This is a genomic window from Nodularia sp. UHCC 0506 (assembly GCF_034931045.1).
In the GTDB taxonomy this organism is placed as follows: domain Bacteria; phylum Cyanobacteriota; class Cyanobacteriia; order Cyanobacteriales; family Nostocaceae; genus Nodularia.
On the sequence record NZ_JAYGHH010000015.1, the window covers coordinates 2,889 to 17,203 of the forward strand.

Annotated in this window: 11 protein-coding genes and 1 pseudogene; 3 read left to right on the top strand and 9 right to left on the bottom strand. The window is 41.1% G+C overall.

Features of this window, described 5'->3' with window-relative positions; all coding sequences use genetic code 11:
• Positions 1-267: pseudogene (locus VB654_RS11240) on the top strand (hypothetical protein); the annotation flags it as partial.
• Positions 268-327: 60 nt separating this feature from the next.
• Here VB654_RS11240 and VB654_RS11245 read toward each other — a convergent pair.
• The 3 genes from VB654_RS11245 to VB654_RS11255 form a co-directional block, all read right to left on the bottom strand.
• A complete protein-coding gene (locus VB654_RS11245; RefSeq protein WP_323213823.1) occupies positions 328-1,281 on the bottom strand; it encodes an isoaspartyl peptidase/L-asparaginase in 954 nt (317 codons plus the stop codon).
• A 166-nt stretch (positions 1,282-1,447) separates the two neighbouring features.
• Positions 1,448-1,603 (bottom strand): DUF2256 domain-containing protein, encoded by a 156-nt coding sequence (locus tag VB654_RS11250; protein WP_323213825.1) that lies wholly within the window; start codon positions 1,601-1,603, stop codon positions 1,448-1,450.
• A gap of 85 nt (positions 1,604-1,688) precedes the next feature.
• Positions 1,689-4,562, bottom strand: coding sequence for a sensor histidine kinase (locus VB654_RS11255; RefSeq protein WP_323213827.1), 2,874 nt, complete (start codon positions 4,560-4,562; stop codon positions 1,689-1,691).
• A 104-nt stretch (positions 4,563-4,666) separates the two neighbouring features.
• On the opposite strand from VB654_RS11255, the gene VB654_RS11260 reads away from it, so the two are divergent.
• A complete protein-coding gene (locus VB654_RS11260; protein ID WP_323213828.1) occupies positions 4,667-5,797 on the top strand; it encodes a quinone-dependent dihydroorotate dehydrogenase in 1,131 nt (376 codons plus the stop codon).
• Between the two features lie 132 nt (positions 5,798-5,929).
• On the opposite strand, the gene VB654_RS11265 is transcribed toward VB654_RS11260, so the two are convergent.
• The 6 genes from VB654_RS11265 to VB654_RS11290 all read right to left on the bottom strand — a co-directional run bounded on the left by VB654_RS11265 (position 5,930) and on the right by VB654_RS11290 (position 13,386).
• Positions 5,930-6,658 (bottom strand): hypothetical protein, encoded by a 729-nt coding sequence (locus tag VB654_RS11265; RefSeq protein WP_323213830.1) that lies wholly within the window; start codon positions 6,656-6,658, stop codon positions 5,930-5,932.
• A 240-nt stretch (positions 6,659-6,898) separates the two neighbouring features.
• A complete protein-coding gene (egtD, locus tag VB654_RS11270) occupies positions 6,899-7,933 on the bottom strand; it encodes an L-histidine N(alpha)-methyltransferase (RefSeq protein WP_323213832.1) in 1,035 nt (344 codons plus the stop codon).
• 235 nt (positions 7,934-8,168) lie between these two features.
• On the bottom strand, positions 8,169-9,437 hold the full coding sequence (locus tag VB654_RS11275) for an ergothioneine biosynthesis protein EgtB (protein WP_323213833.1): 1,269 nt from the start codon (positions 9,435-9,437) through the stop codon (positions 8,169-8,171).
• Entirely contained in the window at positions 9,412-10,200 is a 789-nt protein-coding gene (gene egtC, locus VB654_RS11280) for an ergothioneine biosynthesis protein EgtC (RefSeq protein WP_323213834.1), read from the bottom strand. Before egtC ends, VB654_RS11275 begins: the two co-directional genes overlap by 26 nt.
• A gap of 147 nt (positions 10,201-10,347) precedes the next feature.
• A complete protein-coding gene (locus tag VB654_RS11285) occupies positions 10,348-11,373 on the bottom strand; it encodes an ABC transporter permease (RefSeq protein WP_323213836.1) in 1,026 nt (341 codons plus the stop codon).
• Positions 11,374-11,745: 372 nt separating this feature from the next.
• On the bottom strand, positions 11,746-13,386 hold the full coding sequence (locus VB654_RS11290; RefSeq protein WP_323213838.1) for an ABC transporter substrate-binding protein: 1,641 nt from the start codon (positions 13,384-13,386) through the stop codon (positions 11,746-11,748).
• Between the two features lie 420 nt (positions 13,387-13,806).
• Here VB654_RS11290 and VB654_RS11295 point away from each other — a divergent pair, with 420 nt between their 5' ends.
• A complete protein-coding gene (locus tag VB654_RS11295) occupies positions 13,807-14,190 on the top strand; it encodes a hypothetical protein (RefSeq protein WP_323213840.1) in 384 nt (127 codons plus the stop codon).
• The last annotated feature ends 125 nt before the right edge of the window (positions 14,191-14,315 follow it).

The following is a 14,315-nucleotide window of genomic DNA, read 5'->3' on the forward strand; positions in this document are numbered from 1 at the left end:
CAAGCTGAAAACCGTTCTACTCGTTCTTGGGAAATTTCCATAGAAAATGCGGTGCGGGAAATCAACAAAACAAACAAGCGCCGCAAATCTGGCGGTAACTACTTGAATCAGACAGAATTAATGGATATTCTGGAACAAGCATATCAAATAGCCCTCAAAAAAGCGGCGCTTGAAACATTAGAAGGACGTTATGAAGCTGAAGAACTAGCAGCAATGGTTCACAAACCCGAAATTCTCACTCAAGCACTAGAACTAATCCAAAAATGAGCAATTCCCTCCGCGAACCTCTGCGTTAACCTCCGCGAACCTCTGCGTTAAAAAAATCACTTAACAACAACCAACTAACTCACCATTATTCCATTCCAAAGTATCACCAATGCTTGTGCCATCATGGTAAGCAGCAAGTAACACCTCACTAGTTTTCCCCCATGATATCGCCCCAGACGCATCTAAAGCGATCGCACCCAAATCGCGCTGATTTTTACTAGCTTCGGTAAACGAGCGCTGCATAGCGTCCTGAAGCAACATTCCATCCGTCACCCGCACCACAATTTTGGCAGCTAAACACTCATCAATAATATCTTCCCCAATACCAGTACAACTGACTGCTGCATAACTAGTAGCATAATTACCTGCGGGCATAGCAGAATCACTGACTCTACCAATGCGCTCAAAGCCTTTACCACCTGTAGAAGTGCCAACAGCCAACCCACCAGAGGCATCTAAAACGACCACACCAATAGTGCCACGTCCCGCATTACTGCTTTCCACTAATTCCGGTTCAGCTACAACACCAGCCATTGTGCTTTTAAAATTATCCTGGCGTTCTTGGATCCATTCATTTAATCTTAAATCAGTTAAAGCATTGTAGCTGGGAATTTGTAACTCCCGTGCCAATTCAGCCGCACCATAATCAGAAAGTACCCGGTCTGGCGAACTTTGTAGAAAGTGTACCAACTCAATGGGATTTTTTACCCGCGAAATATTAATTACACCACTAAAACGGCCTGATGTACCATCCATCAAAGAAGCACTCATGCGGATTTGACCATCTGATTGCAGTACAGAACCAGTACCAGCATTAAAGCGGGGATCATCTTCTAACATTTGGCAACCTAGCAACACCGCCTCAGATGCAGTTGCGCCTGACAGTAGAAGAGAATAGACTGCCTCTACTACCGTATAGAGTGATCGGCGCACCGACTCTAATCCTCCTTTACCGTGGAGAGAACTACCAGCTCCTCCATGAATAATTACTTTAGGTTGCACCTGTAAATTCATCTATCTATAACCCTTGCGCTATTTGCGTCTCAGTTGTATTTAGCTTAACTATGTGAGGAAAGTGCTGAGTGCTGAGTAAGTTTCTTCTCCCCTGCACCCTGCCCCCTGCACCCTGCCTCTTCTCCCCTACACCCTGCCCCCTGCCCCCTGCCTCTTCCCTGTTCCTTCACTCTTTAACCTCAGAACGACGACGACGGCAACGTTCTGAGCAGTATTTCACCTCGTCCCAACAATCTTGCCATTTCTTGCGCCAAGTGAAAGAACGTTGACATACCGGACAAATTTTTGTAGGTAGGTCTGATTTAGAACGAACTCGTCCCATGATGAATACTGTGCAAATTTGAACTGAATTTTTGAAAGCAATGGAAAATTATTATAACGATTTTGTAGTAAAGGAAGGATACTTACTAACAACTTTTGGCAGCCAATGGCAAGAGTAAGCGACTCACTACCCGGCTATCCGGTAACTGATAGACATACAATTCTCCTCCTAGTTCCTGCATGAGATTTTGACAGATTCGTAGATGTAAGCCTGGGGGTTTCTTGAGGACAGAAAGTTTTAGCACATCCTTGGATGTAGTGTGATGTAGTTCTGCCAAAAGCTGTGGTTCAATCAAGCCATTATCTGTAATCGATAACTCTAATAATTGCTCATCTAAACGGCGACACCAAATATCAATTCTGCCCCCGCTTTGAGAACGTTGACAAGCAAACATTAACAATTCGTGCAGGATTAATTCAATTTTGACAATATCACCAGAGATGGCCATTGAAGAGGGATAGCTTGAGGTTTGAATACCTGGGAGAAATGAAGAAGTACTGACTATTTCTGGTTCTGCACCCGATTGTCCCAAACCATGCACACCTACCCATAACTTATGTTGCTCCAATACAGTTTCGACTCGTTCAAGCGATCGCTTGAGTAAACTGGAGATAGGCATAGTCTCCACACTTTTATGCAACTGCCATTGTTCCAGATTGAGTAATCCATTCATGGAAGCGTTTGTCTGGTCTAACTGTTGTAAGAGTAATTGGTAACGTGTGCGAGTCAAATCATTACTAGGAATACCTAAGTTATGTATTTGTTCCAGTAACAATGCTGTTGTTCTGTGGATTTCCTCAAGACGACTATGTTTATACCAATTGAGCTGTTGTAACTGGTTGTTAGCAGGCTCTAAAAGTTGGGTAATTTGCTGTTGACGACGCGACCAAGCTAACTGAGTCACCAACGTTTCCATCGCATTAAGATTGATGTGTGACCATTTTCGTGGCCGATGGTCTGCTATCACTACTACGGCTGTAGGTTCATAAATAGTAGTAGTACGTAACGCCATGATTAAAATTTGACCAATGCCTGAACCATTCAACCACTTTCTGGTTTCCGGTGGTAAATCATCCACAGTGAAACCCAGGTAACTATTCTGGGAAAGCGCCCACTGGATTAAAGCTTCAGATTGAATACTTATTTGTACATCTTTAGCAATTTCAAATTTATGATCAGTACTTAATTCGATAATTTCTGCATAAGTTTGACCAGAAGACCAAGATAACATGAGTACCAAGGGACAATCGAGAATATATGCTATTTGTTCAAGTACTGTATGTTCTAAATATTTTTCCTTGATGTCGGTTGTGGAACTTTGCTCGCTCTGTTCTAGCGCCCGTAGGCATTGCTGAATGCCATACAATACCTTTTGTTGCTGGTCGTTCTCAGTTTGTAGTTGCCATTGGTGGACAACTACACCAATTTGTTGACCAACGACCCAAAGCAATTCTTTTTCCAAGTTTGACCAAGTACGATGAGTTTCGTGAGTAATCAGCAACAATGCGTTTGGTGTATGACCTTGATTACAATTACAAATTAACAGCGATCGCACGCCATGTTCTAGTAGGAGAGGTTGCCAGTTTAAAAACCGCAAATCTTCATCTAATTTCTCCACTTCTAGGGCAGTTGTAGCCGAGTTAAATAAAGAAATATCTACTTCTGTGAGTTCATCAAGAGGGAAGATTAAAAGCCGGCGGTTTTGAGGTTGGTTTTGGTAGATAATTTGATAATTATTTTGGTCACTATCGTATAGTAATAGTAAAAATCGGTTAGCTGCTAGTCGCTCTAAAAGTTTTGTGGCACAAGTGCGGATAATTCCGTTAAATTCATGCTTGTAATAAATAGCTTGGGCAACTTGGCTAGTCAGATGAGTATCATCTTGAATTTGTTTGATGGTACTTTCCATATTATCGATAGGCGCAACTAAAGAGACAATCCCCGCAGCACCTTGGACAAAATTCTTATCTGCCTCTGTCCAAATTCGTGGTTCATGATCTTCCACTGCCAGAAAACCTAGTAGATCCTTTTGCCAAATAATCGGAGCTGCTAAAAGCGATCGCACCCGCAAGCGTTGTAATAATTTGACTGTAAAATGGCTTTTGAGAGAACTACGCGCATCACCGATTAAAACAAGTTCATTGACTGATAAAGCATAATATAATTCACTCAATTCCTGCACTGTCATGCCTGCTGCTGGTTGATGAAGTCCATAATTATGACCCAGATGGGCTAGATGATTGCTCATCCGACACCAAAAATAACGCCCTTGTCGCTCAAACCAATAAATATTTGTCCGGCTGGGAAAGATAAATTTATGAGTCGCCTCTACTACTGCTTTAAGTCGTTGATCTAAATTATTTAGGCTACGGATATTTTCTAGTAATTTTAATAATTCTTTCTCAGGGCGTTTACTTTGTTGTTGCTGTGAATCTATCTCTTTTTGATATAAAACTGCCCCTAATGCCCCTAAAATTATTGTCAATCTAGTTTTTGAGTCTCCTGGTAGCAAGTAACCCCAACGTTCTGATCCGAGTAATAGTAAACCTAAAAAACGGTCTTTATGGCGAATAGGCCAAAAAATCGTTCCCTGGATATTAAATTTTATGCCAAATTTTTGCCATGTTGAGGCACGGGCTTCCTTACGTAAATCTACTACACCTAATGGCCCTTGTTCAATGACGACTTGCTCTAAAATGTCCCCTGGACTCAGAACAACCCGTTGTCTTAAAAAACTTGTGTCGCGATTAGGTGTAACACCACCTCGACCTAATAATGTATGTTTAACCCGATCATAAAGTGCAATCCAAATTAAACTGTAATCAAAATACTTTTCAATATAGGAAATAGTACTTGAAATCAGAACGTCAACATCATCTTCTTCTCTCAGAGTTTGGAGGATGCTGCACAACGCAATGATCTGTTGTTCGTCGGTCAAAGATTTTTGTGGCTGCCCCATCTGAATTATTGATCAACTTAGTTTGTGATATATTAAGATGCCCAGAAAAACATCCTGACTCAAAATAGTTATGGATGATTGCTGGAAGTTCTGGGTAAATTTACATGGATATTTATCAAGTTACAATTCGTCCTCTATTATTTAATCTGCTCAAAGCAGATCCAGAGTGGTTACATCAGCAGACGATTAATCGTCTCAAATGGTTATCACAGACCAGCAATCCTTCTGCTCACTGGGTAAATCAACATCTAAAGCAGTTCTTTTGTCTGAAAGATTCACGCCTCGAACAAAATTTGTTTGGGCTAAACTTCCCCAATCCTTTGGGGTTAGCCGCCGGTTTTGATAAAGATGGTGTTGCTACTCAAATTTGGTCTAGTCTTGGTTTTGGCTTTGCCGAATTAGGAACTGTAACCTTTGTAGCACAACCGGGAAACTCTCGCCCCCGTTTATTTCGCTTACCCTTGGATCAAGCTGCTCTTAACCGCATGGGTTTTAATAATAGCGGAGCCGCAGCAATGGCAATAAGGTTAACACAACAAAAGCAAAAGTTAGCCTGGTCAATTCCCATAGGTATAAATTTAGGTAAATCTAAGGTTACACCCTTAGAAGCAGCTGGAGTAGATTATCTTAACAGTTTTCGCGCACTTAAAGAGTTGGGTGACTATTTTGTAGTGAATGTCTCTTCTCCCAATACTCCTGGGTTGCGATCGCTCCAAGATGCTGCCATGCTTGGTTCTATCTTGGATTTATTACAGCAGGAAAATAAAGCACGAAAACCAATATTTGTCAAGATTGCGCCGGATTTATCATGGGAAGCGATCGCCGACATTATTACCTTAGCCAAGACTTATCAACTAGCCGGAATTATTGCCACCAATACCACCATTCGCCGTGATGGATTAAAAACTCAAATAATTAAACAAACAGGCAAATCACCCCAGGAAGAAGCAGGGGGAATTAGTGGTGCGCCAGTACGCGATCGCTCCACAGAGGTAATTCGATTTATTTGGCAACAAACCCAAGGGCAAATTCCCATCATCGGTGTTGGTGGCATTTTTACCGCAGCAGACGCTTGGGAAAAAATCACTGCTGGAGCAAGTTTAATTCAAGTTTATACAGGCTGGATTTACGAAGGACCGATGATGGTACGCCGGATTTTAGAGGGTTTGCTTTTAAATCTGGAAAAAAATCAGTTAAATTCCATCACCGAGGCCGTAGGTAGAGGAAAGTGCTGAGTGGGGAAAGTGCTGAGTGCTGAGTGCTGAGTGCTGAGTAAAGAAAGTTATGAGTAAGTTTCTTGTCCCCCTGCGCCCTGCACCCTGCGCCCCTGCTTCTTCCCCCCTGCACCCTGCCCCTCTGCCTCTTTGCTAACCTTCCTCCAGTGGGAAAAACTCCTTAGTTTTTTCCGAGTAGGTCCAGGCGATACCATCAGGGTCTTTGTTACGACACCACTCTGGAAACTCTGGATCATTGCGACGTTTGTAAACTGTGCTGGAATAAACATTTAACCGCTTGGCCAGTTCTGATTGGATCAGAGAACCAAAAATTAACTGCTGTTCTAGCGATCGCGTAACTTCTTTATGGGTTTCTGGTGGGGGTGCTTCAGTTTCCGGTTCTGACTCCACTGACTGGGGTTCTGGTGCAGCTAAAAGCGATGGTCGCGCAGTTTTAGTCACTGGTTGAGCCGCAAGCTCTTGAGTTGGTTCACTACTATCAAGAATATCGCCCAGAATACTGGCATTGATAAAGTAATAAACCTCACCCCCGTCTTGTGAGTTCTGTACACTGGCACCGAACTCATTAGCCTTACTATCTAAATAGCGTTTTGCCGTTGTCCCCGAAAAATTTCCCCTGATCGCCAAATCCATTGGCGTAATTTTGCCTTGAGTTTCCCGAATCATTTCGTGGAAAACTGGATTAACTTTTCCAGACCACTGCTGCCATTGATATTGTTGCCAAACTTGGAAACCAATTGCCAGCATCAGAATCGCCAGTAAAATTCTCCAGGTAGCAACCAGGAAAATAATTAAAAACGAGATTGGCAAAAGTAGAACGAGAAACCCTTTCCCGTTGCTTTCTATTAATTTTTCACTCATGCCGATTATTGCCAATTGAATTTTTGGAAAATAATACTATTATCTTGGCAAAAAGTGGGACATTTTTTTGTATCGTTTGGCAAAGTTCCAGAAAAAGAGTTAGGGGAGAAGAGGAACGGGGCAGGGGCAGTGAAGAGGCAGGGGAGCGGGGAGCAGGGAGCAAGGGGGAGTGAGAAATTCCGGATACTTGACAACCTTTCATCTTCTCTCCTGCACCCTGCCCACTGCCCCTCTGCCTCTTTATGCTTGTCGTTGACAAAGCAACAAACCAAACCACTGATGAGGATCAGTCCACACATTCAAGGGTACTAAACCCCGTGCGGTGAGTTGCTGTTGAATAATATTTAAATCAAATTTGCGGGAAATTTCCGTGCGGATAGTTTCCCCTAAAGCAAAATTAACAGTGAGGTTAAGAGCGTGTAATTCTACAGATTGCGATCGCAAACTGCGTAAATGCATCTCTATTTGATTTTCAGTTTCGTTATAAAACGCCCAGTGTTCAAACTGCGTCGTGTCAAAATTCCCTTCAAAGCGCTGATTTAAATGCTCCAACATATTCAGGTTAAACGCTGCTGTCACACCTTGACTATCGTCATAAGCGGGTTCCAAGATATGTTTTGGCTTTTGTAAGTCTATCCCCAATAAAAAATACTCCCCCACTTGCAGCGCATTGGTAATTTGAGACAGAAAAACATCACACTCTTGAGGCTTGAGATTACCTAAAGTACTGCCAATAAAACCAATGATCCGACTGGGTAATTCTGATGGCAAGATTTTTGCCAGTGCCAATTCGTAATTTCCGGCCAGTGCATGAACTCGCAAAGAAGGATAATCTGCTAATAGCTGCCTAGCACTACTTTCTAATATTCCTGCACTCACATCAACAGGTACATATAGCATGGGGTAGCCTAGCTGCTGATAAGCATCAAGTATAATTCTGGTTTTCGTAGAGCTACCACTGCCAAGTTCCACCAATTCACAAGGGCCAGTGATTCTGGCAATTTCACCAGCATACTGCTGTAAAATTTTTGTTTCTGTGCGTGTCAGGTAATATTCTGGTAATTCACAAATTTGTTCAAATAACTCAGAGCCACGATCATCATAAAGATAACAAGGAGTTAGGGTTTTGGGTGTTTGAGTTAATCCCTGAATTACATCAGTCCCAGCATTAGATGTAACTATTTCAGTTGCTGTCACCAACCGCTCAATTTGCAAGCGTTCTTCAATGCTTTTTGGGGAAGCAAATTTGCTGCTAGCAGCTTTAGATATTGACATTTAACCTCCATGATGTGTTGTACCAATTCTTTCTGAATTACGAATTACGAATTACGAATTACGAATTGGTATATTAGGTTTATTTTGAGAGCAAACCTTGACTCCAGCCAGTGAAACATATAGCCTTAGCTCATAACATCACGCCTGAGCTAGATTAATTAAGCTTTTAAGCCATCTTTAAGGATTTTCTCATAAAAACCGATGTTGGGTATTTTTTACTCAGCACGGGCTACCGCTACCCTAACAGCACTTCATTAGTAGCACAGCGAAAGCCGGCAAAAATCTGATACACGCCCGGATAATACCAATTGCGAAAACTAGTCCGCAGTCCCCAATGACGTGTAGCCCAACTCCCACCTTTTAAAACCCGGTGCTTATGGTCAAAATAAACTTGGGAATAACCGATGTAAGGATAACTTTGGAAACCTTCGTAACCATCAAACCAAGAAGCTGTCCATTCCCAAACATTGCCTAAAGTATCATATAAGCCATAGGCACTTTGTCCGGCTGGATAGTTATCTACTGGTGTAGTATGACCAATGAGGCGATCGCAATTACAATTCTCAAAACTTGGTGATGTATCCCCCCAAGGATAGATGCGACGACAACCAGCTTTTGCATCCCAACTAGCGGCTTTTTCCCACTCAGCTTCTGTAGGTAGCCGCTTCCCCACAAATCGCGAATATGCTTGGGCCTCATACCAACTAACACCACAAACAGGGTGATTATCCCAATTGCGTTGGCCAGACCAGTAAAGTGGTTTAATCACCCGCTCAGTTTGTCGCCATTTCCACCCAGCTTCTGACCACCACTGAGAATCTTGGTAGCCTCCCGCCTCCATAAATAACCAATACTGACCACAAGTCACCGGATAACGGTCAATATAATAAGTCTCTAAATATACTTTATGTTCAGGGCGCTCATTATCCAGAGCATATATATCATTACTTCCCTGTTCAAATTCACCAGCCGGGATGAGAATCATCTCCGTAATATTCTTAATAGAAGAAGTATAATTAATATTTTCTTCTATCTCTTCTATTTCCCTGTTTTCCCACTTCATTAATTCCAGCACAAAACTAATAATTTCGCAGTGTTGGCTTTCGTGCTGAATCAAAAAACGCCAAAGACGTTCCTCTTTCTCAATATCAACTACTTCTAAACGTTGCAAAACCTGTTTTCTCACCGTCTCTAAATAATCATGGGTTTCCTGTATATTAGGTAGCTGCACACGTTGAGATTTAGGTAAACCATCAGCCGCAAATAATTTCTGGTATTGAGGGAACGAACAAGGTAAACCACCGATGTGTTCTAATAACCATAAAGACTCAGTATAGGCAATATGTCCTAAGTGCCAACCAACAGGACTAAACTCAGGATGAGGCTGACTACAAAATGTAGATTCGTCCATACCCTCGAATATTTTCCAGGTTTTCAGACGACATTCAACCAAATCGCAAACAAGAGTCTCTTTTACACTAGATTCGTTGAATCTGGATATCACAGTCTTCTCCCACACTGATAATGCTATTTTCTGGACAAGCAGTCCAATTACCAGTAAATAACGGTTCAGAGGCAATGATTACAGATTTAGGAAAATTTTGATGATTTTTTAGACAATATAGTGACGGAGCCGGCGCATGGCTAGAAAAACGCGAAGCAATCAAGCGATTTCCATCACTGAAGACGATGTTAGCTGAAACTTTGACTTGATGGCGTTTCGCCATTTCTAATAAAGTGACTAACGTATTGCGTAAAGCCGACTCTGGAGGTCGATGTTTATTGATTTGAGTTTGAGAAAGTAGTAGCGCAAAAATGTGTTCCGAATCTGTATTACCATTAATTTGTTCGTAAAAATCAGAACTTAATATACTGCGAATTTTTCTGTGTAATGTCTTGCGAAAATTCTCAATGTATCCATTGTGAATAAATAGCTGTCGTTGATAGTTAAACGGCTGACAATTAGCAAAATCTAAAGCTTGTCCAGGTGTAGCGCTGCGAACATAAGCAAGTACACACTTTGATTCCACATAACGGCTAAGATGAGGCAGATTTAAGTCATTCCAAATAGGTAGTGTGTTGCGGTACGTAAATGGATCTGTATTTTTCTGACTATGATACCAACCCACACCAAAGCCATCTGCATTCACAACTCCAGAAGACATTTCACGGGGTTGGTAACTTTGAACTATCAAAGAATGTTCAGGTTGATACAGAATATTCTCTAAACTCACGGGCGCACCCAAGTAGGCAAGTAAACGGCACATTTAGTAATTTCAACGATAGCAAGGTTTTATGAAAATCTCTGGGAAAAAACCACAGATCAACACAGGTAGATACACGGGATTTACGCGGAATTCAGGAAAAATGTATATGCAGATCAGCTTACTGCTGATCACTACAGAGATTGAAAATTAATAGCGAATACGTGGATCTACATAAGCATTAAGGATATCAATTAAAATGCTGGCAGCAACCACAATCGCCCCAAAAAAGACTAATACTCCTTGTACAGTGGGATAATCTCGGTCAGAAATGGCTTGATAGAGGCGATTTGCTAAACCAGGCCAAGAAAAGGTGACTTCAGTTAAAATCGCCCCACCCAGTAGAGAGGCAAAAGTTAAACCTAAGACCGTAATTACTGGAATTAAGGCATTTTTCAAAGCATGGGAGACTAAAATTTTATTTTCGGATATTCCTCTGGCTCTAGCGGCTTCTACATAATCCGCTTTGAGAGTTTCCTTTAAATTTACGCGTACAATGCGTTCAAAAATCCCACTGAGCAAAATTCCTAGAGTCAAACTAGGAAGGGCTAAATGGTGCAAAGATATAAAAAACTGACTGAGATTGCCCGTAAGCAAGCTATCAATGGTATATAGTCCAGTAATCGGCACAGGAGCCGGAAGATTAGGCGGAAACCGATTAGAATTGGGAAACCAACCCAGTTGCACTGAGAAAATCAATTGTAAAAGCATTCCTGCCCAAAACATTGGAAGTGCGTAAGTAATAATACCAAATAATCGTCCCCCAAGATCAAAATAAGTACCAGGACGAGAAGCTGAAAGAGTACCCGCCAAAATACCGACAATCAGAGCTACAGCCATACTTGATACAGCTAACTCCACAGTTGCGGGGAAATACTGCCCAATAATGTCCCAAACAGACTGTCCCCGACTTGTTAAAGAAGTCCCCAAATCAAAGCGCAGTAAATTGCCTATGTAATTCAAATACTGTAACCACAGAGGAAGATTTAAACCTAATTGTTGGCGTAACTCCTCCTTCGCTGCTTCCGGCGCACGTCCACCGAGAATTGCATCTGCGGGATCTCCTGGTGTCGCTCGTAGTAATAAAAATACAATACTAATAATAGTCAACAATTGCAGTGGAGCCAGAACTAAGCGAGAAGCGATGTAATATTGTAAGGCTTTAGAACGAGACATATTTTAATTCGTAGTTCGTAATTCGTAGTTCGTAATTCGTAGTTCGTAGTTAGTAATTCGTAGTTAGTAATTCGTAATTCGTAATTCGTAATATTTCCTGCGGAAACGCTACGCGGTAAGCGCAGCTATGCCCGTGAGGGCTTTACGTAGTTCGTAATTTTCATACATTTCTATCTATCTATCTATCTATCTATCTATCTATCTATCTATCTATCTATCTATCTATCTATCTATCTATCTATATCTTTCTTTCTTTCTTTCTTCGTGTACTTTGCGTCCTTTGTGGTTCGTTATTAATTCATACATAGAGGTGAATAGATATAAATATTTTGGGGTAGGCTTCTAGCCCACCCTGTAAAAAAAACTCAGATTTTACTGCTTTGAGATAGTTTGATAAATTAAATTCTGGGTTGGGTCAAGTTGCACATTATTCACACCATTTTGAGCAAATATATAGTCTTTGGTTTGCCATAAAGGAATATAAGGCACATCGTTAGCTACTTGTGTTTGGATAGCTGTGAAAATTTGTTGCCGTGTTTCTGGGTTTTGTTCTTGGCGTTGTTGAGCAATGAGTTTATTCATGGCTTCACTATAGTAGAATGAACCTTGAGTTTTACTACCCCCATCTTCGCAACCTTGAGCATTCGAGCCTTTTTGACAAGATAAGAATGGCTGCACATAATTATCTGGATCTAAAAAATCTGGATACCAATCAACCAAAGCTGCGGGATATATACCCCCGGAGATGTCTTTAAAGAAAGTAGCACTTTCTACATTACTAATTTCTATTTGCAGTATTCCTTCCATTTCTTGAGCAGCTAAAGATTGTAGTGTTTGTGCTGCTAAACTGCGATTAGCTGAACTAGAAGGATACCAAATTTGCACTTTGGCGGGATTTTCTTTGGAGAAGCCAGCTTTAGTTAATAATTCTTTAGCTTGAGCAAAGTTAGCATCGCCGTATTTATCTTTGAATAATGGCTGGGAAACGTTAAAAGTGGTAGGAATCATGCTATAAAGTGGTTCAGCTTGACCAAGTAAAACTCGTTCATTTATAAGTGGACGGTCGATCATGGCCGCGATCGCTGCTCGAACTTCCGGTTGATCTAAAGGCTGCTGATTCAGGTTCAACACCATATAACTAACAACACTACCTTCAGCCGTAATTGTTTGCCAATCCCCTTTTTTTGCTCCTGCTTCTAAGCTGCGAATTTGATCAGGTTGTAGGGATAGATAAGCCACATCCACTGTACCTGTACGGAAAGCATTAAACAAATTCACCGGGCTAGTTTGAATTTGCAAGTTTACACCCTGATTAGCTGGTTTCTCTCCCCAATATTTATCAAATACATCTAATCTCAGTGAATCTGTGCCGTATTGCGCTAACTTGTAAGGGCCAGTCCCGACAAAGCTATTCGGCTGAAATTTCCCCGCTCCAATTTCGTAAGCTTGAGGCGACACCGCACACGCCCCAGAAAATGCTAACAGGGCGGGAAATGCCGCAAATGGTTTTTTTAGCTGGATTGTTAATTCATACTCACCCGTGGCTTTAACTGAAGCCACTGTGTCCGATAATAAGAACGAGGGTTTTCCCTTATTTTCAATAAATCGCTGAATGCTAAACTCCATGGCTTTGGCGTTGAAGGGAGTATCATCGTGGTAAATCACTCCCTGACGGATAGGAATTGTGTAGGTTAAACCATCAGCACTCACTTGGGGTAATGCTGTGGCCAATTGGGGTTTAATTTCTGTACTACCTGGTTCATAAGTGTACAGGCGATCGCTCATATTTAACACTACACTCAAGGATGCCAACTCATAGGTGTCAGCCGGATCGAGGGTTCTAGGTTTGAGTGTTGTACCCACAGTGATTCGACCATCACCAGCACCAGATGATAAAGTAGTTGTCTGCTGGCGAGGAACGCAACTCACAACCAAAAGTACACAAAGACAAAACAATGATAAAAATTGGAAAATCCCACTCCATCGTCTCGCAGTCAAGGAAAACCAAGTCATAGTATTCAGATTTTTAATCTTAGCGGTCAGCTATCATACTATGATATGTGTCTGTTATAAGTAACTATTCTTAACATCTCAGCACTGGCTATTGATGGTTGTATTTCATCTGCCATTTAAGTAAATATACACAGAAAACTTCAGCGACACCAAAATAGTTAATTAGACCTGCGGCATATATTTTTTAGAACAGATATCTAACTTTTGTTAGAAGAATTATTTATTTTTTTTAGTTAAACTCTATTTATCATCAAAGAAGCCGTTTAGCTTATAAATTATAAGTAAAACTGTTGGCATATTTCATCACCTAAATAATAATTCTATTTGTTTAGATTATCAAAAATCCTAATAGAAAATAGCTGAATCAGCAATAGGTCAAATATATTTTGGGAATGTAAAAATTACAGGTAAAGTATTGATATGACGAATTTAATTTCTAGGACGATTAATCACATTAGCTCGCTATTTCAGGGAGTACAAGTAAAACGTTTTCTGGCTGTCGTCCTAGTTGGTTTTCTGACACTAACTACAAATTTCGCTTTGGGGCAAAATAATCAAATTTTAAAAGAGCAAGTCCGTCAAGATATAGAGCAAGATGATTCCCAAAGACCAAAAACTATGAAAGAATGGAATCAGGAGGCGCGTGAAACAGAAGGTTTTCCTGGTAAGCGACTGCAAAAAATTGGAGAAGAGTCAGCAGAAGCATTTACAGAATTTGGTTCAGGATATGTAGAAGGGGCTAAAAAAACGGCTCGTGATATCCAAAAGGGTGCATCTGATATAGGCAGATATATTTCAGACTAATACAAATTCTCACACCTAATGGAAAGAATATTTGTGAAATCACAGTAATTAATAGTGATGGCAAAAATTAGGAATTGCTCACCCGCATAGGCGGGTTTTTTCTTTGCGGTTGACTCTGGTAGCGC